22 protein-coding genes are annotated in these 23,329 nt (G+C 72.3%); 12 read left to right on the forward strand and 10 right to left on the reverse strand.

The window, feature by feature from the left end; all coding sequences use genetic code 11:
- Positions 1–92: 92 nt before the first annotated feature.
- A complete protein-coding gene (locus AB0M02_RS23765) occupies positions 93–1,160 on the forward strand; it encodes an aldo/keto reductase (RefSeq protein WP_364230062.1) in 1,068 nt (355 codons plus the stop codon).
- A gap of 79 nt (positions 1,161–1,239) precedes the next feature.
- Entirely contained in the window at positions 1,240–1,851 is a 612-nt protein-coding gene (locus AB0M02_RS23770; protein ID WP_364230064.1) for a VOC family protein, read from the forward strand.
- A gap of 199 nt (positions 1,852–2,050) precedes the next feature.
- Here AB0M02_RS23770 and AB0M02_RS23775 read toward each other — a convergent pair whose 3' ends face one another.
- The gene (locus tag AB0M02_RS23775; RefSeq protein WP_364230066.1) at positions 2,051–2,665 is read right to left on the reverse strand and encodes a TetR/AcrR family transcriptional regulator; all 615 of its coding nucleotides are present in this window, start codon (positions 2,663–2,665) and stop codon (positions 2,051–2,053) included.
- 96 nt (positions 2,666–2,761) lie between these two features.
- Here AB0M02_RS23775 and AB0M02_RS23780 point away from each other — a divergent pair, with 96 nt between their 5' ends.
- Positions 2,762–3,496 carry an SDR family oxidoreductase gene (locus tag AB0M02_RS23780; protein WP_364230068.1) on the forward strand — a complete coding sequence of 245 codons (735 nt, stop codon included), beginning with the start codon at positions 2,762–2,764 and terminating at the stop codon, positions 3,494–3,496.
- A 53-nt stretch (positions 3,497–3,549) separates the two neighbouring features.
- Here AB0M02_RS23780 and AB0M02_RS23785 read toward each other — a convergent pair whose 3' ends face one another.
- The gene (locus AB0M02_RS23785) at positions 3,550–4,284 is read right to left on the reverse strand and encodes an SDR family oxidoreductase (protein WP_364230070.1); all 735 of its coding nucleotides are present in this window, start codon (positions 4,282–4,284) and stop codon (positions 3,550–3,552) included.
- Positions 4,284–5,105, reverse strand: a complete 822-nt coding sequence (locus tag AB0M02_RS23790; RefSeq protein WP_364230072.1) for an SDR family NAD(P)-dependent oxidoreductase — start codon at positions 5,103–5,105, stop codon at positions 4,284–4,286. Before AB0M02_RS23790 ends, AB0M02_RS23785 begins: the two co-directional genes overlap by 1 nt.
- Before the next feature lie 99 nt (positions 5,106–5,204).
- Here AB0M02_RS23790 and AB0M02_RS23795 point away from each other — a divergent pair, with 99 nt between their 5' ends.
- The 8 genes from AB0M02_RS23795 (at position 5,205) to AB0M02_RS23830 (ending at position 13,050) form a co-directional block, all read left to right on the forward strand.
- Positions 5,205–5,798, forward strand: coding sequence for a TetR/AcrR family transcriptional regulator (locus tag AB0M02_RS23795; protein WP_364230074.1), 594 nt, complete (start codon positions 5,205–5,207; stop codon positions 5,796–5,798).
- Positions 5,799–5,856: 58 nt separating this feature from the next.
- On the forward strand, positions 5,857–6,825 hold the full coding sequence (locus AB0M02_RS23800; protein ID WP_364230076.1) for an aldo/keto reductase: 969 nt from the start codon (positions 5,857–5,859) through the stop codon (positions 6,823–6,825).
- A 55-nt stretch (positions 6,826–6,880) separates the two neighbouring features.
- Entirely contained in the window at positions 6,881–7,342 is a 462-nt protein-coding gene (locus tag AB0M02_RS23805; protein WP_364230078.1) for a VOC family protein, read from the forward strand.
- Positions 7,336–7,917, forward strand: a complete 582-nt coding sequence (locus AB0M02_RS23810; protein WP_364230079.1) for a TetR/AcrR family transcriptional regulator — start codon at positions 7,336–7,338, stop codon at positions 7,915–7,917. Before AB0M02_RS23805 ends, AB0M02_RS23810 begins: the two co-directional genes overlap by 7 nt.
- Complete coding sequence (locus tag AB0M02_RS23815) at positions 7,910–9,499, forward strand: ABC-F family ATP-binding cassette domain-containing protein (RefSeq protein ID WP_364230081.1); 1,590 nt, start codon at positions 7,910–7,912, stop codon at positions 9,497–9,499. Before AB0M02_RS23810 ends, AB0M02_RS23815 begins: the two co-directional genes overlap by 8 nt.
- Before the next feature lie 12 nt (positions 9,500–9,511).
- Positions 9,512–12,205 carry a BREX system ATP-binding domain-containing protein gene (locus AB0M02_RS23820; RefSeq protein WP_364230082.1) on the forward strand — a complete coding sequence of 898 codons (2,694 nt, stop codon included), beginning with the start codon at positions 9,512–9,514 and terminating at the stop codon, positions 12,203–12,205.
- Positions 12,206–12,406: 201 nt separating this feature from the next.
- Positions 12,407–12,874 (forward strand): hypothetical protein, encoded by a 468-nt coding sequence (locus tag AB0M02_RS23825; protein WP_364230084.1) that lies wholly within the window; start codon positions 12,407–12,409, stop codon positions 12,872–12,874.
- Positions 12,865–13,050: a hypothetical protein gene (locus tag AB0M02_RS23830; protein WP_364230086.1), complete on the forward strand. Its 186-nt coding sequence runs from the start codon at positions 12,865–12,867 to the stop codon at positions 13,048–13,050. The genes AB0M02_RS23825 and AB0M02_RS23830 overlap by 10 nt, the downstream gene beginning before the upstream one ends.
- On the opposite strand, the gene AB0M02_RS23835 is transcribed toward AB0M02_RS23830, so the two are convergent.
- Positions 13,047–14,018, reverse strand: coding sequence for a WYL domain-containing protein (locus tag AB0M02_RS23835; RefSeq protein ID WP_364230088.1), 972 nt, complete (start codon positions 14,016–14,018; stop codon positions 13,047–13,049). The genes AB0M02_RS23830 and AB0M02_RS23835 overlap by 4 nt on opposite strands.
- Positions 14,019–14,091: 73 nt before the next feature.
- On the opposite strand from AB0M02_RS23835, the gene AB0M02_RS23840 reads away from it, so the two are divergent.
- Positions 14,092–14,451, forward strand: a complete 360-nt coding sequence (locus tag AB0M02_RS23840; RefSeq protein ID WP_364230090.1) for a VOC family protein — start codon at positions 14,092–14,094, stop codon at positions 14,449–14,451.
- Between the two features lie 44 nt (positions 14,452–14,495).
- Here the strand turns inward: AB0M02_RS23840 and AB0M02_RS23845 are convergent, their stop codons facing one another.
- From AB0M02_RS23845 to AB0M02_RS23870, 6 genes are read right to left on the reverse strand one after another with little or no spacing between them, the layout of a single operon-like run.
- The gene (locus AB0M02_RS23845; RefSeq protein WP_364230091.1) at positions 14,496–15,401 is read right to left on the reverse strand and encodes a CU044_5270 family protein; all 906 of its coding nucleotides are present in this window, start codon (positions 15,399–15,401) and stop codon (positions 14,496–14,498) included.
- Entirely contained in the window at positions 15,398–15,925 is a 528-nt protein-coding gene (locus AB0M02_RS23850) for an RNA polymerase sigma factor (protein WP_364230093.1), read from the reverse strand. Before AB0M02_RS23850 ends, AB0M02_RS23845 begins: the two co-directional genes overlap by 4 nt.
- A 59-nt stretch (positions 15,926–15,984) precedes the next feature.
- Complete coding sequence (locus AB0M02_RS23855) at positions 15,985–18,690, reverse strand: ABC transporter permease (RefSeq protein WP_364230095.1); 2,706 nt, start codon at positions 18,688–18,690, stop codon at positions 15,985–15,987.
- A complete protein-coding gene (locus tag AB0M02_RS23860; RefSeq protein ID WP_364230097.1) occupies positions 18,687–21,809 on the reverse strand; it encodes an FtsX-like permease family protein in 3,123 nt (1,040 codons plus the stop codon). The genes AB0M02_RS23855 and AB0M02_RS23860 overlap by 4 nt, the downstream gene beginning before the upstream one ends.
- Complete coding sequence (locus AB0M02_RS23865; RefSeq protein WP_364230099.1) at positions 21,803–22,462, reverse strand: ABC transporter ATP-binding protein; 660 nt, start codon at positions 22,460–22,462, stop codon at positions 21,803–21,805. The genes AB0M02_RS23860 and AB0M02_RS23865 overlap by 7 nt, the downstream gene beginning before the upstream one ends.
- On the reverse strand, positions 22,459–23,325 hold the full coding sequence (locus tag AB0M02_RS23870) for an ABC transporter ATP-binding protein (RefSeq protein WP_364230100.1): 867 nt from the start codon (positions 23,323–23,325) through the stop codon (positions 22,459–22,461). The genes AB0M02_RS23865 and AB0M02_RS23870 overlap by 4 nt, the downstream gene beginning before the upstream one ends.
- Positions 23,326–23,329 lie beyond the last annotated feature (4 nt).

Genomic DNA, 23,329 nt, shown 5'->3' on the forward strand with positions numbered 1-23,329 from the left:
CGGAAGGCCACCCCAGGGCGGGTTATTGCCCCTATGGTGCGGAAGTGTTTCTGGACTTGCCGGTCCATTTTCGGCGGGCCACAGTCGGAGCCATGAACGACTACTACCTGCTGGGGCGCTCCGGCCTGCGTGTCAGCCGCCTTGCTCTCGGCACCATGAACTTCGGCGTCGGCGGGTTTCACGCCGCCTACGGCAGGACCGCCGACGAGGCCGAGCCGATCCTCCGTCGCTATCTCGACGCGGGCGGCAACCTGATCGACACCGCCGACTTCTACACCGCCGGTGAGAGCGAGCGCATCCTCGGCTCCCTGATCGCGAAGGCTGGTGCCCGCGACCGGGTCGTGCTCACCAGCAAGTTCACCAACACGGTCGACCCGTCGGACCCGAACGCCGGCGGCAACGGCCGCAAGCACATGATCCGCGCGCTGGAGGACTCGCTGCGCCGGCTCGGCACCGACCACCTCGACCTGTACCTGCTGCACACCTGGGACCGGATCACCCCGGTCGAGGAGGTGGCGCGCACGTTCGACGACCTGATCCGGGCCGGGAAGATCCGCTACGCCGGACTCTCCGACGTGCCCGCCTGGTACGCCGCCACCGCGCAGAGCCTGCTCCCGATGGTGACCGTGCAACTGCCGTACTCTCTGCTGGACCGCGCCATCGAACCGGAGTTCACCGCGATGGCGCAGACTCTCGGGATGGGCATCACCGCGTGGAGCCCGCTCGCCGGCGGCCTCCTGACCGGAAAATACCGGCGCGACGAGGCCGGAGTCTCGGGCGCGGGCCGTCTGGACGGCAGCCCGGCACCCACCGGCCACGACTGGCGGGTGATCGACGCCCTCACGACGGTCGCCGCGGACATCGGCCGCCCGATGTCCCAGGTGGCGCTCAACTGGGTCGTCACCCAGCCCGGTGTGGCCTCCGCCGTCGTCGGTGCCAGCAGCGTCGCCCAGCTCGACAGCAACCTGGCAGCGCTCGACTTCGAGATTCCGGCCGCCGCACGCCGTACCCTCGACGAAGCCGCCGCCCGGCCACTGCCCAAGCCGTACTCGATGTTCACCCCCGAGTACCAGTCCTGGATCGTCAGCCCGGGGCTCACCATCGGCGACAAACCGGCCGGGTACGCCCCACCCGTGGTCAACCCGGGTGTCCGCCAGTGACTCTCCCTGGGGCGGCACCAGGGTCTCCAGGCGCATGGTGTGCTCAGGCCAGAACGGCCACCGAACCGAGGAGCTCGAAATGGTCGACTTCAAGATCGAGGTAGTGGTCCTGCCGGTCGCGGACGTGGACCGCGCCAAGGAGTTCTACACCCGGATAGGTTTCCGCGAGGACGTCGACTACTCCGGCCCGGCCGGCTTCCGCGTCGTCCACTTCACCCCGCCCGGATCGGCCGCGTCGATCCTGATCGGCTCCGGGGTCACCGACGCCGCACCCGGCTCGTCCCAGGGCGTACACATCATCGTCGACGACATCGAAGCCGCCCGCGCCCACCTGGCCTCCGCCGGCGTGGACGTCAGCGAGGTCTTCCACGACGCCGGCGGCGTCTTCCACCACGCCGGCACCACCGCCCGCGTCCCCGGCCCGCACCCGGAACGCCGCTCCTACGGCTCGTTCCTCTCCTTCACCGACCCCGACGGCAACCTCTTCTTCCTCCAGGAGGTCACCGACCGCCTCCCGGGCAGAATCGGCCAGGTCGTCTACGGCTCGGTGGCCGAGGTCGAATCGGCCCTGCGCGACGCCGCGGCCGCACACGGCGTCTACGAGAAGGAACAACTCGGCGGCAAGTTCGACGAGAACTGGCCGGCCTGGTATGCCGCACACATGGCCAGATCAGCCGGCCTGACTGCCTGACGATCACCGAGATGCCTCCCGCTCTTTCGCGGGGGGCATTCTCCTTTCCCGGTACGCGTTTTCGTGCTCTGCCGCCCCGAGACCCGCGACCACCCCGGCCCACCAGGCCGCCAGGCGACCTACGGCGCCCTGCCGGTGGTCAAGGGACAACCGCGTCGGGCGATTCCGTCCCCGAGCAAGGTGATCAAACCCGCGAGCCTCAAGCGGCCGGGATCTCCCGGGTGAGTGACGCTATGTGGTCGATGACGGTGTCCAGGGCGACTTCCAACGGTCGAACGGTGCGGTGGATCTGGGTCATGAGGAGGCCGCCTTGCAGGGCGGTCAGCAGGGCCAGGGCCAGGTCGCCGGGGTCGCCGTCGAGGTCTCCGCGGCGGTGCATGGTGGTGAGGCCGGCGCGGATGGCGTTCTCCCAGCGGAGATAACCGGAGGCGACCGCGAGCCGTGCGTCGGGGTTGTTCTCGGCTGTCTGGCTGCCGATGGTCCCGATCGGGCAGCCGCCACGGCACTGCATTCGTTTCTGGTTTTCGACCAGCAGGTCTCGCCAGGCGCGCAGGCCGCCGATCGTGTCGAGGCGGTCGATGTGTGGTGTCTGCAGGTCGAGGATCGCCTCGGTCTGGTAGTCGATGACCGCGAGCAGAAGTGCCTGCTTGTCGGCGAAGTAGTGGTAGATCTGCGAGCTGCTGGCTCCCGTGGCGGCGCGGAGTTCCTCCATGGTCGTCTCGGTGATGCCCTGCTCATACATGAGCTGTGCGGCCGCTGCGACGATCCGGCGGCGGGTTTCGGCGCCCTTGGCGGTGAGCTGTTTCGCGGTCACGGGGGGACACCCTAGCGCATTTTGGATTGGACAATCCATTTTTCGCCGATGATTCTGGGCTGCGCAATCCATTTCGACCCCGAGGAAGGTCTGATCGTGGAGCTCACTGGCAAGATCGCACTCATCACCGGCGCGACCGGCGGCATCGGCGGCGCCGCGGCTCGGCTGCTGGCGGCCCGCGGCGCGCACGTCGTAGCGTCGGGCCGCGACCGGCAGCGCGGCGCGGCGCTGGTCAAGGAAATCGCGGAGTCCGGCGGCACCGCGAGGTTCCTCGCCGCCGATCTGGGCGATGTCGAGTCGCTGCACCACCTGGCCGCTGCCGCGGGCGAGGTCGACGTCCTGGTCAACAACGCCGCGCTGTTCCCGGTCGCGCCGACGACGGAGCAGGAGGCCGCTGACCTGGACGAGGCTTTCGGCGCGAATGTTCGAGCGCCGTACCTGCTCACCGCAGCCCTGGTCCCGGCGATGGTCGCGAAGGGAGCGGGCAGCATCATCAACGTCAGCACGATGGCCGCCAGCGTGGGCATGCCGGGCCTGTCGGCCTACAGCGCGACCAAGGGCGCGCTGGAGGCGCTCACCCGAACCTGGGCGGCGGAGTTCAGCCCGGCCGGGGTACGGGTGAACACGGTGTCACCGGGGCCGACCCGCACCGACATGGTGATGCTGACCATGGGTGAGGAGGGAGCCGCGCAGGTGGCGGGCACCACGCTGCTGAAGCGGCTGGCGGCGCCGGAGGAGATCGCGGAGGTCATCGCGTTCCTCGCGTCCGACCGCTCCGGCTTCATGACCGGCGCGACGGTCGCCGTCGACGCGGGGCGAACGGCGATCTGACGCCACGGTGGGGGCCGCGCGAGGCCCCCACCGGGTTCGGCCCTGCCGGCCCGTCAGACCTGGGCCAGGCCGCCGTCGACGAACAGTTCGGCACCGTGGACGAAGCTGGAGTCGGCGGCGGCAAGGAAGAGTACGGCTCGGGCGATCTCGTCGGGGGTACCGAAGCGGCCGATCGGCACCATGCCGGCGACGGCAGCGCGTACCTCGTCGGGAATGTGGTCGAAGGTGGCGGTGTCGATCGGGCCGGGGCTGATCAGGTTGACCCGGATGTGCCGCGGGGCCAGTTCCGCGGTCCAGGTGCGGGCGAACGACCGCAGCGCCGCCTTGCTGGCGGAGTACACGGTGCTGCCGGGCACACCTTTGATCGCCCCCGCGCTGCTGTTGAGGATGACGGAGGCGCCATCGGTCATCATCGGCAGCAGGTTCTGCACGGTGAACAGCATGCCGCGGACGTTGACGCCGAAGACCCGGTCGAAGGAGTCCCCGGTGACCGCGGACAGCGGCTCGCCGAGCTCACCGATCCCAGCGCTGGCGAACAGCACGTCGAGGCGGCCGTGCCCGGTCCGCACCGCGTCGGCGAGACGGGCGAGATCCTCAAGATCGCCGGCGTCCCCGCGCACGCCGGTGACCGCGGGGCCCAGTTCGGCGACCGCCGCGTCGAGGCGGTCCTTGCGCCGGCCGGTCAGATAGACATGGGCGCCCTCGGCGACGAACAGCCTCGCCGTCGCCAGGGCCATACCGGAGGTCGCACCGGTGATGACGGCGACCTTTCCCTCGAGCTTGCCCATCAGATGATTCCTTTCTGGTGATCGTCGAGCGCGCGCCCGACGAGAGTGCCGAAGAGTGCGGTCTGGGTGCGCCGGGTGAGCAGGTGTCGCCCGATCAGGTCGGAGATCCGGTTGGCGGAGCCGGGAATGACCAGCGGACCGCGGCCGAGCCGGCGCAGCGAGGCCCGTACGACCTGGTCGGGGGTCATGAGCGGCAGCGGCACCCGGGTGAAGTCGATGCCTTCGGCGTTCTCGATGCCCTCGGTGCGGGTGGGGCCGGGCGCGACAGTGAGCACGTCGACGCCGGTGCCGCGCAGTTCGTGATGCAGGGCTTGGCCGAGCGACGCCAGGTAGGCCTTCGCGGCGGCGTAGTTCGCCGAGTAGGGCACGGCCGCGAACCCGGCCGCGGACGAGAGCAGGATCAGCGCCCCGCGTCGGCGGGCCACGAGGCGGCGGCCGTAGTGGTGGGTCAACTGCATCGGCACGGTCAGATCGAGGTGCAGCAGCGACGACTCTGCGGCGAGCGACTGGGACAGGAAGGGCCCGGAGGTGACGACGCCGGCGCTGGCGACCAGCACGCTGATGTCCAGGTGCTCGGTCCGACGGGTCAGCTCGGCGATCGCGTCCTCGGCGGCCAGGTCGACGGCGGCGACCTCGGTGGCGACGCCGTGCTGCTCGGTGAGCCGGTCAGCCAGGTCGTCGAGCCGCTCCTTGCGGCGGGCCACCAGCACCAGATCCAGGCCGGCCGCGGCCATCTGGGCCGCGAACTCGGCGCCGATGCCGGACGAGGCGCCGGTGATCAGCGCGTAGCCGCCATACCGATTGCGTAGATCTCGTTTCATCACTCACCCTAGTTTCGTAGCGATCACTAGAAAACTAGGTCGGCACGGCCAGGGTCGTCAAGGAGTAAGCTAGCGATCGCTTTGAAATGGGGGTTGGGGATGCCGGGTGGACGACCTCGCGGCTTCGACGAGGACGCGGCGCTGGAGGCGGCCATGAATCTGTTCTGGCAGCAGGGCTACGAAGCGACCGGGGTGGCCGAGCTGACCAGGGCGATGGGCATCACGCCGCCGTCCCTGTACGCCTTCTTCGGCAACAAGGACGAGGTTTTCCGGCGCGCCGTCGACCGGTACGTGGCCGGCCCGGCCCGGCATCTGGCCGACGCGTTCTCGCAGCCGACCGCCCGCGGTGTCGCGGAACACCTGCTGCGGGGCATGATCGCGCTGGCCGCCGGCGACGGCACCCCGCCGGGCTGCCTGACGGTCAACGGCGCCCTGACCCGCTCGGCGCGCAACCAGAAGGCGTACGAGGACCTGGCCGGCCGCCGCCAGGCGGGCGAACGCCTGCTGGCGCGCCGCCTCGAGCAGGCCGATCCCGGTGAGCTGCCACCGGGGCAGTCGCCGCAGGCCCTCGCCCGGTACCTGTTCGCGCTGAGCTACGGATTCGCCGTGCAGGCCGCCGGCGGCGCCGTCGCCGGCGAACTGCACGAGGCCGCCGACGCGGCATTGAGCCAATGGCCCGCGGTTCGCACCTGAGCGTTGACCGCGAGGATCGAGACGACCGCCGACGGCTGCTGACAGGGAGGTGACGACGGTGGAGTTCACACGGCTGGGACGGACCGGGTTGCGGGTGAGTCGCGTCGGGCTCGGGTGTATGAGTTACGGGGACGCGGCGGCCGGGATGCACGGGTGGACGCTGGACGAGGAGGCCTCGGCTTCGTTCTTCCGGCAGGCCGTCGAGCTGGGTGTGACGTTCTGGGACACCGCGAACGTCTACCAGGGTGGCACCTCGGAGGAGTTCGCCGGGCGGGCGATCGGCCGGTTCGCCCGGCGGGAGGAGATCGTGCTGGCCACGAAGGTCAGCGGGAGGATGCACGACGGGCCGGGTGGTGCGGGGCTGTCGCGGAAGGCGATTCTCGAGCAGGCCGAGGCGTCGCTGCGGCGGCTGGGGACCGACTACATCGACGTCTACTACGTGCACCGGTTCGATCCGGAGACGCCGGTCGAGGAGACCATGCGGGCGCTCGACGACCTGGTCCGGGCGGGCAAGGTGCGTTATCTCGGGGCGTCGTCGATGTGGGCGTGGCAGTTCGCGAAGATGCAGCACGCCGCCGTGCTCAACGGGTGGACGGCGTTCTCGGCGATGCAGGACCAGTACAACGTGCTCAAGCGCGAGGAGGAGCGGGACATGATCCCGATGTGCCTCGACCAGGGTGTCGGGCTGACGCCGTACTCGCCGCTGGCGAAGGGGCGCGCCGCGCGTCCCTGGGGCGCGCCGACGGCCCGCTCGTCGTCGGACGCCGTCGCCAGGGCATTTGACCGGGACGCCGACGAGGCGGTGGTGAACGCGGTCGAGAAGGTGGCCACCGGGCGGGGCGTCGCGATGGCTCAGGTGGCGCTGGCCTGGGTGCTGTCCAAGCCGGTCGTCTCGTGCCCGATCGTCGGCGCCACCAAGCCGCACCACCTGGCCGACGCGGTCGCCGCGCTCGGCCTGCGCCTCACCGAGGACGAGATCACCGCGTTGGAGGCGCCCTACCGGCCGCAGGACAACTACTGGTGGTGAGGGCCAGGGACTGTCCCTGGGGCGAGCACGCGCGCTGCCGGCCGACCATTTCCCCATGCCCATCGACTATCAGCTCGAGGTGATCGTCCTGCCGGTCGCCGACGTGGACCGGGCCCGGGAGTTCTACCGGCGGATCGGGTTCCGGGAGGACCTCGACTACGTCGGCGGAGCGGACTTCCGGGTCGTGCACTTCACGCCGCCCGGGTCGCACTGCTCGATCGTGGTGGGCACCGGCATCGGCACGGCGGCACCCGGCTCGGTGGAGAACGTGCACCTGGTCGTCCGGGACATCGAGGAGGCACGTGCCGACCTGGTCGCCCGGGGCGTCGAGGTCAGCGAGATCTTCCACGACGCGGACGGGGTGTTCCATCACGCGGGCGAGCAGAAGCGGGTGCCGGGGCTCTATCCGGGCCGGCCGTCGTACGGCTCGTTCGCCTCGTTCACCGACCCCGACGGCAACGGCTTCCTGCTCCAGGAGGTCACCGAGCGCGCGCCGGGGAGAATGGGACCGTGGTGACGCGCAAGGGACGGCTGACCCGGTCCCGGATCGTCGACGGCGCGGCCGCCGAGATCCGCGAGCGCGGTGTCGACGAGGTGCGCCTCGAGGACGTGATGGCGCGGACCCGGACCAGCAAGAGCCAGATCTTCCACTACTTCCCGGACGGCAAGGAGGCGCTGCTGATCGCGGTCGCCGAGTACGAGGCCGACCGCGTGATCGACGACCAGCAGCCGATGCTCGGCGACCTGACGTCGTGGCCGGCCCTCCAGGCGTGGCGGGACCGGGTGATCGAGCGATACCGGGAGCAGGGCCCGCAGTGCCCGCTGACCGTGTTGCTCGGGTCGGTGGGCAGGCGCACCCCGGCCGCGCAGCAGATCGTGATCAGGTTGATGGAGCGGTGGCAGTCGGCTATCCGCGACGGGATCCTCGCGATGCAACAGAAACACGAGATCAGCGAAGACGTGGATGCGGATCGCGCCGCGGCCGCCATGCTCGCCGGTATTCAGGGCGGGGTGCTCCTGTTGATCACCACCGGGAGCACGGACCACCTGGAAGCGGCGCTCGACGTGACGATCGGAGCATTACGTGGATAGGGCCGCCGTCGTCTGCACCGACCTGTCGTTCTCCTGGCCGGATGACACGCCGGTCTTCGACGGCCTCTCCGTCGCGTTCCCCGGCGGGCGCACCGGTCTGGTCGCCGCCAACGGGGCCGGCAAGTCGACGCTGCTCCGGCTGATCGCGGGTGAGCTCAGCCCGGCCGCCGGGACGATCACCGTCGAGGGTGTGCTCGGCTACCTGCCGCAGCACCTGCCGTTCGCCGAGGAGCAGGACCGGACCGTCGGCCGGGTCCTCGGCGTCGACCGGATCGTCGCCGCCCTGCACGCCATCGAGTCCGGTGACGTGGCCGAGGAGCACTTCGCCGTGGTCGGCGACGACTGGGACGTGGAGGAGCGCACCCGCGCCGAACTCGACCGGCTGGGCCTCGGCGACGTCACCCTCGACCGGCGGCTCGGTACGCTCAGCGGCGGCCAGGTGATCTCCCTGGGCCTCGCCGCCGAGCTGCTCAAACGGCCGGGTGTGCTGCTGCTCGACGAACCGACCAACAACCTGGACCGGGACGCCCGGGAGCGGCTGATCGCGGTCCTGCGGGCCTGGACCGGGTGCCTGGTCGTGGTCAGCCACGACCGGGAGCTGCTCGACGAGATGGACCGGATCGCGGCCCTGGAGAACGGCGAGGTCCGCTGGTTCGGCGGCAACCACACCGAGTACGAGCAGGCCGTACGGGCCGAGCGGGAGAACGCCGAGCAGCGTCTCCGTACCGCTGAACAAGATCTCAAAAGGCAGAAGCGGGAGGCGCAGCAGGCGCGGGAGCGGGCAGCCCGCCGGGCGTCGACCGCGTCGCGCAACCTCGCCGACGCCGGGCTGGCCCGCATCCACGCCGGCAACCTGAAGCGCAACGCCCAGGTGTCGGCGGCACGCGGCGCGGACACCCACGCCAACCGGGTGCAGCAGGCGCAGGTCCGGGCCCAGGAGGCCGGGTGGGCGGCGCGGCAGGAGGACCGGATCGTGCTGGAGCTGCCGGAGACCACGGTGCCGGCCGGCCGGACCGTGTTCCACGGCGAGGGGCTGCGCGCCGAGTACGACGGGCGGACCGTCTTCGAAGGGGTCGATCTCACCGTCCGGGGACCCGAGCGGATAGCGTTGACCGGCGCGAACGGTGCCGGCAAGTCCAGCCTCCTGCGGTTGATCCGGAGTGCGGGTGGCGTGCGCACCGCGTACGTCTCCCAGCGCCTGGATCTCCTCGACGCAGGCCGCACCGTCGCGGAGAACCTTGCCCATTTCGCCCCCCACCTGGCCGGCGCCGAGCGGATGAACCTCCTGGCCCGCTTCCTGTTCCGGGGCCTGGGGGCCCACCTGCCGGCGGCGGTCCTCTCCGGTGGCGAACGTCTCAGGGCGACGCTGGCGTGCGTGCTCTACGCCGAGCCGGCGCCGCACCTGCTGCTGCTCGACGAGCCGACCAACAACCTCGACCTGGTCAGCGTGGGTCAGCTGGTGAGCGCGCTGACCGCATACCGGGGAGCGTTCGTCGTGGTCAGCCACGACGAGCGGTTCCTCGCGGAGATCGGGGTGGAACGCAGGCTCCGACTGGCCGACGGGGTGCTCCAGGCCGTGTAGCGTCCCGGAGTCGTGGGGATCGAGTTGCGGGGGCGCCGCCGGGAGCGGGAGGCGCTGGACCGCCTGCTGCGTGACGTGCGGGCGGGTCAGAGCCGGGTGCTGGTGCTGAGGGGCGAGCCGGGTACGGGCAAGACCGCCCTGCTGGACTACGCCGCCGAGCAGGCACCGGCCGGGCGGGTGGTCCGCGCCGCCGGGGTCGAGCCGGAGACCGAACTCGCCTATTCGGCGCTCCAGCAACTCTGCGCGCCCCTGCTCGAACACCTCGACCGGCTGCCCGAACCGCAGCGCGACGCCCTGTCCACCGCGTTCGGTCTCAGCGCCGGCCGCCCGCCGGAGGCGCTGATCGTCGGCCTGGCCGTGCTCGGGCTGCTCGCCGAGGCGGCGTCGGACCGGCCGCTGGTCTGCGTGGTCGACGACGCGCAGTGGCTGGACCGGATGTCCGAGGTGATCCTCACGTTCGTCGCCCGGCGGCTCGACTCCGAGTCGGTCGCGCTGATCTTCGGTGCGCGCGGCTTCGACGACCGGCTGCTCGGCGGCCTGCCGTCGATGACCGTGGAGGGCCTGCCCGAGGCGGACGCCCGCGCGCTGCTCGACTCGGTGCTGCCCGGCCTCGTCGACGACCGGGTACGGGACCGGATCGTCGCCGAGACCCGCGGCAACCCGCTCGCGCTGCTCGAACTGCCCCGCGACCTCACGCCGGCCGAACTGGCGTTCGGGTTCGGGACGCCCTCCGCGGACCCGGTGGCGAACCGAGTCGAAGAGGGCTTCCAGCGGCGCATCGCCGGGCTGCCGGAGGAGAGCCGGACGCTTCTGCTCGCCGCGGCGGTCGAGCCCGTCGGGGACGTACCCCTGCTGTGGCATGCCGCCGAACGGCTCGGCATCGCCCCCGAGGCCGCCGCACCCGCCGAGGCCGCGGGCCTGATCGAGATCGGCGCCCGGGTCCGCTTCCGGCACCCTCTCGTCCGCTCGGCGGCCCGGCACTCGGCCGGCGCTCCCGAGTTGCGGGAGGTGCACCGTGCCCTGGCCGAGGTGACCGACGCGGAGCAGGACCCGGACCGCCGGGCGTGGCATCGCGCGCACGCGGCGGCCGGACCCGACGAGGAGGTCGCCGCCGAACTGGAACGCTCGGCGGACCGGGCGCTGTCGCGCGGTGGCCGGGCGGCGGCCGCGGCGTTCCTGGAACGCGCGGCCGAGCTCACGCTGGACCCGCGCGCCCGTTCGGTACGGCTGCTGGCGGCGGCGAGGGCCCGGTTCTCGGCGGGGGCGATCGGGGACGTGCCGGATCTGCTGGCGGCTGCGGAGATCGGCCCGCTCGACGCGATGCAGCGGGCCGAGGTGGAGCGGTTGCGGGCGCGGGTGGCGTTCGCGGCCAACTCGGGCAGGTCGGCGGTCCGGCCCCTGCTCGACGCGGCACAGCGACTGGCGGGCCTGGACTCGGCGGCGGCCCGGGAGACGTACCTCTCGGCGATCGGCGCGGCGCTGAACGCCGGCCGGCTGGGTGGGGACGACCTGGATCTCGCGGTCTCGTCGGCCGCGTCCGTCGCACCCGGCGACGACGCCGCGGGCCGGCTGCTGGCCGGCCTGATCACGTGGAAGAACTCGGGTCACGCCGCAGCCGTCCCCCTGTTCACAGCGGCTCTGGAGGTGGCGCCGGACGCCGATCCCGACCTGCTCTGGCTCTCCGGCCTGCTCGTCCACGAGGTCTGGGACGACGTGCGGTTCCTGACCCTGACGGAACGGGCGATCACCTTCGCCCGGGAGAACGGTGTTCTGTCGGTACTGCCGGCGGCGCTGGCGTTCCGGGCCACGGCGCTGATCTACGCCGGGCGGTTCGCGGACGCGTCCGCCCTGGTGGACGAGGCGGCGGCCATCGTGTCGCCGTCGCCGCATCCGGCCTCGGCGGTGATCCTGGCGGCGCACCGCGGGCGGGTGTCACCGGCCCTGGAGATGATCGACGAGCTGGTCGCGTCGTCCGACGGGGTGGGGTGGCTGCTCAGCGTCGCCGACTATTGCCGGGCGGTGCTGTTCAACGGGGCGGGCGACTACGCGGCGGCGTTGAAGGCGGCACGCGAGGCAGCATCCTATGAGGATTTAGCGGTTTATCAGTGGGCGCTGGGCGAGATGGTGGAGGCGGCGGCCCGGTCCGGTGATCGCGATGCCGCCGCCGACGCCCGGTCCCGGCTCGTGGCCCGGACGAGTGTGGTGTCGACGCCGTGGGCGCGCGGGACGCAGGCGCTGGCCGATGCCCTGGCCGGCGTACCCTCGGACGCCGAGTCCCACTTCGCCGAGGCCGTCACGCTCCTGGGATCGACCCGCCTGGGACTGCAGACCGCCCGGGCCCGCCTCCTCTTCGGGGAATGGTTGCGCCGCGAGAACCGGCGCGGCGAGGCGCGGGACCAGCTGCGTGCCGCGCATGACGCTTTCACGACAATGGGAGCAGAGGGGTACGCGGAACGCGCCGGCCGCGAACTGATGGCGACCGGTGAGACGGTACGCAAGCGGGTCAGCGGCGTGCGGGAGGAGCTGACCTCGCAGGAGGCGCAGATCGCGCGGCTGGCGGCGGCCGGGCGGACGAACCCGGAGATCGGCGCGGTGCTGTTCCTGAGCCCGCGCACGGTGGAGTGGCACCTGCGAAAGATCTTCACCAAGCTGGGCGTGACCTCCCGCCGCGAGCTGCCCGGGGACATGTCCACCCGACCGGTGTGATCACCCACCGGCGGAAGCTGTCCAGGACAGGTCCGCCCGCCGCAAGGAGATCATCACTATGAATGTAGGATTCGCCGTGACGGAGATTCGACACCCCTTTGGGTGATGGCGTGTGTTGTCCGCCATTTTTGACGAGTGCTACCCTGCATCACTAATGCCGCAGCGTCAAACCATGCCTTCTCGTAATTGGGTGCACAGAGAATGGCGGAGCCTGATCTCGATTCCGGCGCTGAGGGAAAGAAACTTCCTACGGAGAAGGAGGTGTTCAAGGAGAAACTCGGCGACAAGCTGACCAGCTTCACGGTCTGGACCCTGGGGCTGCCGGTTGTGCTGCTCGTGCTCGGTGGCCTGCTGAACGTCGAGGCTGTCAAGGTGCAGAACCTCTACACCTTGAACATTGGAATTCTGCTGTCCGGCTTCGGTGAAGCGCTTACGCAGGGCAACAAACATCATCGCCAAATGCATATTTCACTCGGCGTGAATGCGGGTGCGATGATATACTTGGTGCTGGCTTGGGCTTTGTCGGCATCCGGTTCGAACGACATTCAGTTCTTCGAGAACTGGGGAAGTGCCATCGTCGCCACCGTGATCACGGCGGCTGCGACGACGGTAAATATCATGATCGGCGTCAGCAGGGATGCCGAGGCGGAGGTTGCGCGATGGAAATAGCCGCCCTCGTCGCCCTCGTGGCTGTGGCGTCTGCCGGTGTGTCGTTGATTCTCGCGGTCATAGCGGCGTTGAGCGTGACCCGGGATGCGAACCTGGCCAGACGTGACTACCTCGACGTCCTCCTCAAGGTGCTGGGCCGGGCCTCACGACCGGGCAAGTCGAAAGCGCCCGACTAGCGGTAGAGGTGGGCCAGCGCCAATGCGCTCTCCCGCATCATGTCCCGTAACTCGGCCGGTTCCAGGACCTCGATGTCCGCGCCCAGCTTGAGGAACTCGGGGTGGGCGTGTCTGATCGACTCGATGGGCAGGTCCACCGTGGTCCAGCCGTCCGGGTCGGGCGGGCCCAGGTTGCTCTGTGCCTCACGTGCCATGGCCCGGGTCATCAGATAGGGGATCCGGTCCAGGGCGGCCGGCGACAGCCGCACCGTCGCCACGTCCCGGTGCAGGCGGCGTTCGAACTCCGCGGCCCACTGCGCCCAGACCGCCGCGAGATCGAAGTCCTCGGGCCGTTCGAAGGTCTCGTCCGAGACCGAGAGGTCCAGGATCGTCGCCACGCGATACGTCCGCACATCGTCCTCGACGCGGGCGACGAAATACCAGACGCCGGCCTTCAGCACGATCCCGAGCGGCTCGATCTCGCGGTCCACCTCGTGCGGGGCGCGCCACCGCCGGTACCGCATCCGGCAGCGCCGCCGGTCCCACACCGCGGAGGCCAGGGCGGCCAGGAAGGGGTGGGTCTCGGTTTCCCGGAACCAGCCGGCCGGGTCCAGGTGGAAGCGGTCGCGGATCTCGCCGACGTGGCGGTTGAGGCGGGCGGGCAGGGCGGCGCGGAGTTTCAGTTCGGCCGTGGTCAGGACGGCGCCCAGGCCCAGCTCGGCGGCGGCGTCGGGCACGCCGGCCAGGAAGATCGAGCCGGCCTCCTGCGGGGTGAGGCCGGTGAGCCGTGTGCGGTAGCCGTCCAGCAGCTGATATCCGCCGCCGGCACCCAACTCGGCGTAGACCGGGACGCCCGCGGCGCCGAGCGCCTCGATGTCGCGGTAGACCGTGCGGACCGAGACCTCCAAGTCGTCGGCGATCTGCTGCGCGGTGAGCCGGCCGCGGTCCTGCAAAAGCAGTAGGAGCGAGAGCAATCGGCTTGCACGCATGCGGGAAGACTGACACAGGATGTCAGTCTCGGCCAGCAGAGTGGGCGGTGAACGTACCGAAGGGATCGAGAAAATGTCTGCAATCGCGAAATATGCCGGGTTCTCGCTGGACTGCGACGACCCGGTGGCGCTGGCCGGCTTCTACAGCGAACTGCTGGGGGAGGAGGTCACCTACAGCAGCGACGAGTTCGTCTTCCTGGGCGGGGCCAACCTGGGATTCGTGAAGGTGGAGAAGTATGTGGCGCCGACCTGGCCGCAGCCGGACGTCCCCAAGCAGGCGCACCTCGAGCTGGGCGTCGAGGATCTGGACGCCGGTGAGGCCGCGGTGATCGCCGCCGGTGCGACGAAGCCCGAGTTCCAGCCGCAGCCGGACCGGTGGCGGGTGCTGCTCGACCCGGCCGGTCACCCGTTCTGCATCAGCGCGTCGATCTGAGGACCTGCCGGGAGGCGGCCACGGGGCGCCTCCCGGCAACTCGATCACCGCAGCGAGGTGGCCTCCGGAAGCGGGCTGTCCGAGAAGGCGGTGTGAAGCATGGCGTCCCACAACATCAGCTTGCCGCCGGTCCAGGACTCCAGCGCCAGCGCGCGCCCCGACTCCGGATCGATCACGAGGCGCTGCTGCGACATCGCGCCGCTGTCGCCGCGCCGGCTGTAACCGACCGCGATCCCGCCGCGCCCGAGCGGATCCGTCACCGTGCCGACCCGGTCCAGGCGGGGGAGTCCGGCGAGCATCCGGTACGCGGCCGCCCGCACCCCCGGCGACGTCGGCAGGTCCAGCGTCAGCCCCACCCCGGCATAGAACAGGTATTCGTCGCGATTCCCGTCGCGGTGCCACTGGAGGAGCTTCGTCTTGAGCTGATCCGGATCGGACGGCAGCGCCGCGAGTTCGGCCATGGAACGTTCCTGGCCCGCCAGCAGGAAGGTGTGCCGGCCCCGCATGGGTCGAGCCGTCCAGGTGCCTGATTCATCCCGGAAATACCCGCTGCTCGGATCGCTGTCGCGCACCGCGAACCACCGCTCCTCCACAAGTCGGCGCCCTTCGCCGCCGTGCTCGGCCCGGATCACCCAGTAGCGCCCGGTTCGCTGCGGTGCGGCCTCCGCCCGGGAAGCCGCCGCGAGAAGCAGGTCGGTGGCCGGCTCTTCCGCGGCCGGCATCTTCGTGACCGGGCTCGGGTCAGGCTGGGCGAGAACGGTCACCCCCACCGCAACTGCCGCGGCCATCGCGACACCCGCCACCGCGAGGCGGCGCACGCGCTTGCGGGGTCGTTCTTCATTCCGGGGGTACGCCATGAGCACACCCGGATCGACCGGAGGCGAATCCGGCTCGAGCCGGTCCGGCCGTGCTTCTGTCAGGGCGCGCATGGTGTCCCGGTGCTTGCTCATCGGCTGTACTCCTGAACATCGAGGGCAAGGTCGTGACGAGCCTGTTCGAGCCGCCGCCGGGCACGGTGCAGCCGCACGAGGTAGGTGGCCGCCGAGCATCCGACGACCCGCGCCGCGGCACGGGTGTCGAGCCCGTGCCACGCCACGAGCGTCAGCAGTTCCCGGTCGTCCTCGCCGAGCGTGGCCAGGGCCGCCAGCATCGTGGCCCGGTCGGTGACGCCGTCGGCGATGTCCGCCTGCGCCTCCCGCACCCAGCACCGCAACTCCGCGGCGATGCTCGCCTGCCGCACCTGCTCCCGGAACCGCTCGCGAACCACGTTCCGGGCGACACCGAGCAGCCAGGGCAGCGCCGCGTCCGGCACCACGTCGAGCCGCCGCCACGCCGTCAGGAAGGTGTCACCCACCACGTCGTCGGCGAGTTCCCGCCCCGCGCGGCTCACCGCGTACGCGTGAACCTGCCGGTGGCAGTCCCGATAGATCGCGGTGAACCGCCGCCTGTCGTCGTCGGGCTCTCCCGCTCCCATCCGCTCTCCTCCGCGCCGAACCGTCTCGTCACGAGGTAATGAGCTCCGGCCACGGATTCTTACCCGCCGACGCGGAGAGTTTCGGCCAGGCGGCGGTGGCGGCGCAGAGCTGACTCCACCGGGACGATCACCGCCACCGCGGCCAGGAACAACACCGCCACCGCGGCCAGCAGCAGCCACGGCGGGGCGGTGGCCGGTGCGCCGACCTGGAAGGTGAGACGGTTCAGGACGAGCGGGCCCAGGGTCAGGTGCGCCAGCAGGACGCCCAGCAGCGGTCCCGCCACGGCGGCGATCGCGGTGGCCGGGACGACCTCACCCGCGGCCACGCGGCGGGCCTCCCCCGGGCGCAGGCCCAGGGTGCGCAGGCGGGTCAGCGTGAGCCAGCGGCCGGGTGCGCCCGCGGCGGCCCCCAGGGCCAGGGCGAGGAGGCCGAGGGCGAGCAGGACGGCGGCGGTCGCGGTGGCCAGGTTCAGCAGGCCGGCCACGAGCGGGGAGTCGCGGCGGTCGGCCAGGACGGCGGAGCGGAGGACCACGGTGGCGGGTACGTCGGCGGCGGTGGCGGCCGGTGCGGCGCCGGGTCCGGTCAGCCACACCGTGTTGGGTGTGGTGGGCAGGCCGGCGGTGGCCAGCGTCGCGGCGTCGACGAGGACGACGTCGGGGGAGCCGCCGACCGGTGGTGCGGTGCCCACGGCGATCAGGGGTATCGGATCGCCGGTCTCGCGGAGCAGGTCGAAGGCGACTCCGGGACGCAGGCCGCCGTTGCTGGAGAGGACCAGGGCGGGGACCGGGCCGGGGCCGGTCAGCCGGGTCAGGGCGGGTTCGGCGGGGAGCGGGGTGTCGGCGAGCAGGCGGGCGAAGGCTGCGGTGTCCACGGCGATCAGGACGGGGGCGACGGTGTCCTCGTCGGTGGCGAAACGTTCGGTGTCGGAGACCAGCCCGGCCACGGCGTGGCGGACACCCGGCTGATCAGCCAGGCGGCCGGCGATCTCGGTGAAGGACTGATCGGCGTCGGGCCGGCCGTCGAGGCGTGCTTCGCCGCCGGTGGAGCGCCAGGCGCCGTCGGCCAGCCCGGCGGACACGGTGCTCTGCACGGTGAGGGCGAAGCAGGCCAGGGTGGCGCAGCTGATCAGGGCCAGGACCGGGAGGGCGCGGCGGGAGGTGGCAGCGGCGCGGGCGGCGCCGAAGACGGCCAGGGGGCGGGTGGAGCGCAGGGCGGCGCGGAGTGCCATGGCCGTGCCGATGGGAAGCAGGCGCAGCAGGATCAGGGCCGCGACCAGCGCGCCCAGCGTGGGTGCGCTGACCGGCAGGCCGGCGGCGCTGTCCGGGGAGGCCGCGTCCGGCGGCAGTACGCCGCGCTGGTGCAGGGCGACGAAGGCGGCGGCCGCGGCCGCCACCACCGCGATCTCGGCGGCGGCGCGGCGCAGCAGCGCGGTGTGCCGGGTCCAGCGGCGGGCGGCGCGGTTGGCGGGGACACGGCGGTCCCGGGTGGCGCGGGCGGCGGCCAGGACGCCGAAGACCGGGCCGGCCAGGGCGGCGGTGAGCGCGACCGGCAGGACCCACTGCCAGGAGACGGTGCCGGTGAGAAGGGCGGCGAGCGATACGCCGATCAGGGCACCGGCGAACGCCACAGCTGTCGCCTCGAGCAGCAGTTCGGCGCCGATGGCGGCGAGGCCGGCGCCGCGCTGGCGGGCCACGGCCAGGGCGGGGGTGCGGCGCCGGACCAGCAGGTCGGCGGCGAGCAGCAGGACCAGCACGGCTCCGGCCAGCAGGGCGGTGAGCAGGACCGAGGCCTGGGCGGAGGCGGCCTCGATCTGGTACGCGACCTGCCGCAGCACCGAGTCCAGCTGGGTGTTCCACGCCGGCGTCGAGTCCTCGCTGCCGGAGGTCGCCGACTCCGCCTTCAGCGCGACCGCCTTCGACGCGATGGAGCGGGCGGCGTCCCAGGTCAGTGTCTCCGGGTCGGGGGAGAGGACGACCGAGCGCCGGAACGTGTCGTCGTCGAAGGCGAGACGGGCGTCCGGCAGCGACTCGGCGGAGAGCAGGCCGCCGAACCGGTTGACCCCTCTGCCGTCCGCGTCGCCGAGCGGCTGCAGGATCCACGGGGTGAGCCGCCACGCCGGGTCGGCCGGGTCGTCGGGGCGGAAGATGCCGCTGACCCGTACCAGCTTGGGGTTCTTCAGCTCGTCCTTGAGGCGGATGCGGTCGCCGGGCGCGGCACCGAGGCCCGCGGCGACCGTCTCGGAGAGGCCCACCTCGACCAGCCAGGGCGGGCCCTCGTACGGTGCCTCCACCCGCTCGTCGGGCACGACCGCGCCGGGCGCCTCGCCCTCGACCCAGGTGACCGCGGGGCCGCCGGCGGCGTCGAGGTACGCGTACCGGAACGTGCGCGGCGCGTCCCCGTCGGTGACGCTGAGGATCGGGCTGGTCGCGGTGATGAGCGGGTTGCGCAGGACGGCGTCCAGCCCGCCGCCGAGATCCTCCAGGGAGCGGTCCCGGAACCCGCGCAGGTCCTCGGCGAGTGCCGGGTTGCGGCGCCGGCCGGTCTGCGTCCAGTCCGGCTCCCAGGCGGCCGACACGGTGACGTCGGCGCTGCTGCCGGCGACGCGGACGGCCTCCCGGACGGCCTGGTCGGCGGTGCTGCGGAGCAGGCCGGGCACCGCGGCGGCGAGGACGCCGACCAGGGCCACGACGGCCGCGCACAGCGCCAGGGAACCGGCGTCGGCACGGGCGCGCCCCACGATGCTGGGCCAGTGCGGTCGGGTCATGAGGTCACTCGCAGGTGTGCGGCGTCGGCCCGGCTCGCCTGGACGACGACGACCAGGCTCACGGACAGGCTGCAGACGGCCAGGAGCAGGAGGACAAGGCCGGTCTCGGTGAGCCAGGGCCAGACCGGGACCACGTCCGGCACCGGGGCCGCGCCGGTGGCCGAGCGGATCAGGAACGGTGCCACCAGGCGGGTGCCGAGGGCGCCCACGAGAGCGCCGGCCAGGACCATCGGGAGCAGGAGGACGGCGTGCTGGCCCAGGAGAGTTCGGCGTACCTCGCGGCGTGTCATGCCCAGGCCGCGCAGCCGGGCCACCTCGACGGCGCGGGCGCGCAGGTCGCAGGTCACGTGCAGGAGGATTCCGGCCAGCAGGAGGGCCAGGGCCGCCGGCACCAGCAGGCGCAGCGCCGCGGGGAGTACCGACGGGACCGGGCCGGAGCTCAGCCGGGTGATCTCGCCGGTGCGGGTGGCGACCGGGCCCAGGTGCAGGTCGGCGCCGTCGCCGGCGGGGTTGCCGACCCACCAGGCGTCGATCGGGTAGTCGAGTTCGCCGCGCATGATCAGCGCCCGGGAGAGCGTGTCGATGTCGGCCAGGACGGCGGCGACGCCGGGGGCCGACGGGACGGCCGGGACGACGCCCTTGACGACGACGGGGATGGACGTGGTGTCCACGGAGACGTTCAGGTTGTCGCCGGGTGCCGCACTGACCTCACTGGCGAAACGCTCGGAGATCACCACCGGCACCGGGCCCGGGTCGGTGAACGCGGTGGCGACCAGCTCGCGGGCGGACGCCTCCTGCGGGCCGCCGAGCTGAACAGTCGCGGTCAGCCGCATGCTGGTGGCGGCGCCGTCGGGGGTGAGCTCGACGGTCGGTTCCAGCAGCTGCTCGGGCTCCGGCGGGGCGGAGCCGGCGGTCCACGGCTGGGCGGGCGCGGTGCCGGGAACGGTCACGGTGGCGCTCACCGCGCTCGAGCCGAACGCGTCCCAGCTGATCGCGTTTCCGCTGATCGGCATCGTGACGCCGACCATGCGCAGTCCGGCCATCGGAGCGCATCCCGAAATCCGGTGCGCGCGGCCGTCCAGCGGCAGCGGCGTACTCGAACACGCGGCGCGCAGACCCGTCGAGTCCTCGATCAGGAAGCGGGGTGTCGCCATGAGGTCGGCGCTCGCCGTACCCCGGAAGACGAAATCGGCCCCGGCGGCCACCTCGATGCCCGGCGCACCCGCGGGCGCTGCGAGTGCCGCACCCACCGACGCCCAGTCGCGGCCGCTGTCCAGCCTGCCCCGGAGCACCTGGCCGGCGCGAGCGGTGTCGATGGCCACCATGCGGGGTGGTTCGCCGTTGCCGCCCAGCCACTGGCCGACCGACATGCCGCGGTCGGCGACCGGGCTCACCGTTCCGCCGGTGGACTCGCGTACCGCCTCGCCCTGACCGGCGGTCGGAGCGGTGGCCAGGGTCAGTGCCAGGTCGGTGCCCACGGCGAGATCCGCCTGGTCGTGCTGGGAACGGGTCCACGTGGCGTCGAACGCCACGCCGAACGTCGCGGCCGCGCAGGCCAGCGTGATCAGCAACCCGGCGGCGGTGGCCTGTGGGCGGCGGGCCGCCTCGGCGATCGCGAGGGGCAGCGACAGGCCACCGGCCCGGCGGGCCAGGCGGTCGGCGGCGGCGAGGGCCGGTGGGACCAGGCGCAGCGCCAGGGCGGCTCCGGCGGTGAGCAGCAGGGCCGGTGCGAGGACGCGGACGGTGTCCACGCGCGGGTCCGAGCCGCCGGGTTGGGAGCGCAGCTGCCACCAGCCGCCCACCGCCAGCGCCACCAGGAGCAGGTCGGCGCCGGAGCGGGCCAGCAGGTCACGGCGGGTACGGTCGCCGGCCGGTGTCGCCGGGCGGATCGCGCGGACCACCAGCAGGACGGCCAGGGCGGCCGCGCCGGCCAGGACCGTGACAACCTGGGTGGCGGTGGGTGCGGGCGGTGCGGCGAGGCCGGCGCCGGCCAGCGGTTGCAGCCGGGTGAGTGCGGAGTGCAGCATCGCCGACCCGGGTATCGCGATCGCCGACGCCACCAGCGCCAGGGCACCCGCCTCGGCCGTCGCGACCAGCGCGAACCGTGCCGTGCTGGTACCCATCGCGGAGAGCAGCGCGGTCTCGCCCGCCCGCACCTCGGCGGTGAGCCGGCCGGCCAGGGCCAGCGCGGTGCCGGTCAGGACCAGGCCGAGTACGGCGATCGCCAGCACCGCCCCGTTGGTGACCTGCTGCTGATCGCGGGCCGCGACCATGGTGGCCGGCCACCGGGACGCGACACGTTCGATCTCGATCCGGTCGCCGAGGATCCGGGCCAGCCGGGCGTCCGCGTCACCCACGGACCGGGTCACCGCGGTCAGGTCGTCGCCGTCCGGGTCGGACAGGTCGGGCCGGGCGGTGATCTCCAGCCGGGTGATCGCGGAGCCCGTGACCAGCAACTCGTCGAGGGGCAGAAGGAACGGGCCGTACGCGCGGTACGGCTCCATCGCGCCGCCGTCGCTGAAGGCCGGGTCGTAGCCGGCGCCCTCGAGAATGTCGCGATCCCAGCCGGCGCCGGCCAGCGGGCGCACCACGCCGACGACCGTCACGGCGATCGGCGGGGCCGGGTCGCGGCCGGCCTCCTCGCCGAGCTGGACCCGGCGGCCCGGTCTCAGGTTCAGCTGGCGGGCGGTGGACTCCAGCACGACGCTCTCACCGGCCGCACGCGGCCAGCGCCCGGCTGTCAGGGCCGCCCGTTCCGGCAGGTCGTCGACGCCGGAGAGGTACGCCCGCGCGGTCCCGGAGCCGGGCAGATGCCGCATCACCGAGGACGCCCGGCCGGCCGTGGACGCGGCGAACGGCGTGAGCGTGTCGATCAGCAGTTGGCGGGTGTCCAGGTAGACAGAACGCGCGTTCTGTCTACCGATGGTGACCGTGTACGCGGTGACCTCGACATCCTCCGGAACCGCCCGGGACGCCGCCTCCTCCAGTGCCCGGTCCCCGGTACGCGTGACCAGCAGCGCACACACGCCGAGCAGAGTGGCACCCACCGTGACCACGGCCAGCAACGACACGAGGAGCTGCCACTGCGCCCGGGTCCGGCCGCCCAGCAGCGTCAGCACTCCACGAGCCGCCCGTCGCTGATCTGGATCACCCGGTCGGCCAGCGCCATCATCAGCGGGTCGTGCGTCGCGACCAGAACGGTGACGCCCTCCGACTCGACGACTCCGCGCAGCAGCGCCATCACCGAGCGGCCGGTCTCCGCGTCCAGCTGGCCGGTCGGCTCGTCGGCGATCAGCAGCCGGGGCGAGGCGGCCAGGGAGCGCGCGATCGCCACCCGCTGCTGCTGCCCGCCGGACAGCTCGCCGGGGCGCTGCTCGGCGTGGTCACCGAGCCCGACCAGGTCCAGCAGCAGCTTGACGCGGCGCTCGCGGTCCGCGGCCGGCGTGCGGGCCAGCCGCAGCGGCGCCCCGATGTTCTCGGCGGCGGAGAGCACCGGGATCAGGCCGAACGTCTGGAAGATGTACGACAGCTTCTCCCGGCGCAGCCGCGACAGCCCGTCCTCGTCGAGGCCGGTGACGTCCTCGCCGTCCACGACGACCGTGCCGGCGCTCGGGCGGTCCAGCCCACCGATCAGGTTGAGCAGTGTGGTCTTGCCGGAGCCGGAGCGGCCGACCAGCGCGACCATGGTGCCCGGCTCGACGTCGAACGTCACGTCCTGGACGGCGTGCACGTCCCCGAAACTGCGGCTGACACCGCGGACGCTGAGGATCATGCGTCCGGCCGCATCGTCACGTGGTCGGCCTCCAGGGCCAGCCGTACGCGCCGGGTCAGCTGGAGCGCCTCCCGGTACTCGCGGGGGATCTGCACCCGCCCGGCCCGGTCCATCACCGCGTACTCCTCAGCGATCACGTGGGTGCCGCCGTCCTCCGCTGTGGCGGTGCGGCGCAGCACCTCGCTGCTGGTCCGGCCGTCCCGGATCGCCACGGTCCGCTCCACCTGGCCGCTCACCTCCGGGTCGTGGGTCACCACCACGACGGTCACCCCGAACTCCCGGTTGACGTGCCGCAGCGCCTCGAACACCTGCGCCGACGTGGTGGTGTCCAACTCGCCGGTGGGCTCGTCGGCCAGCAGCACCCGCGGCTGATTGGCGAGGGCCACCGCGATCGCGACCCGCTGCTGCTGCCCGCCGGACATCTCCGCCGGGCGCCGGTCCGCGCAGTCGGCGACACCGAGCGCGTCGAGCAGTTCCCCGCTGCGCGCTCTTCGCTTGCGTGCCGGGGTGCCGGCCGCCGCCATCGGCAGGTCAACGACCTGGCGCGCGGTCAGATAGGGCACCAGATTGCTTGCCGTCTGCTGCCGGACGAACCCGACGGTGTGCCGCCGGTAGCGCACCCGGTCGGTCCGCGACATCCCCAGCAGGTCCGACCCGTCGACCCGGGCGCGGCCGGCGGTGGGCGCGTCGATCCCGGCCAGGATCGAGAGCAGTGTGGACTTGCCGGAGCCGGACGCGCCGACCACGGCCACCATCTCGCCGCCGTCCACGGTCAGGTCGAGGCCCTGCAGCGCCTGGACCTCGATCGATCCGGTTTGATAGATCCGCACCAGGTTCTCGCAGGCGATCAACGAGTCGGTCATCTGC

It is taken from the genome of Actinoplanes sp. NPDC051861 (assembly GCF_040681145.1).
In the GTDB taxonomy this organism is placed as follows: domain Bacteria; phylum Actinomycetota; class Actinomycetes; order Mycobacteriales; family Micromonosporaceae; genus Actinoplanes.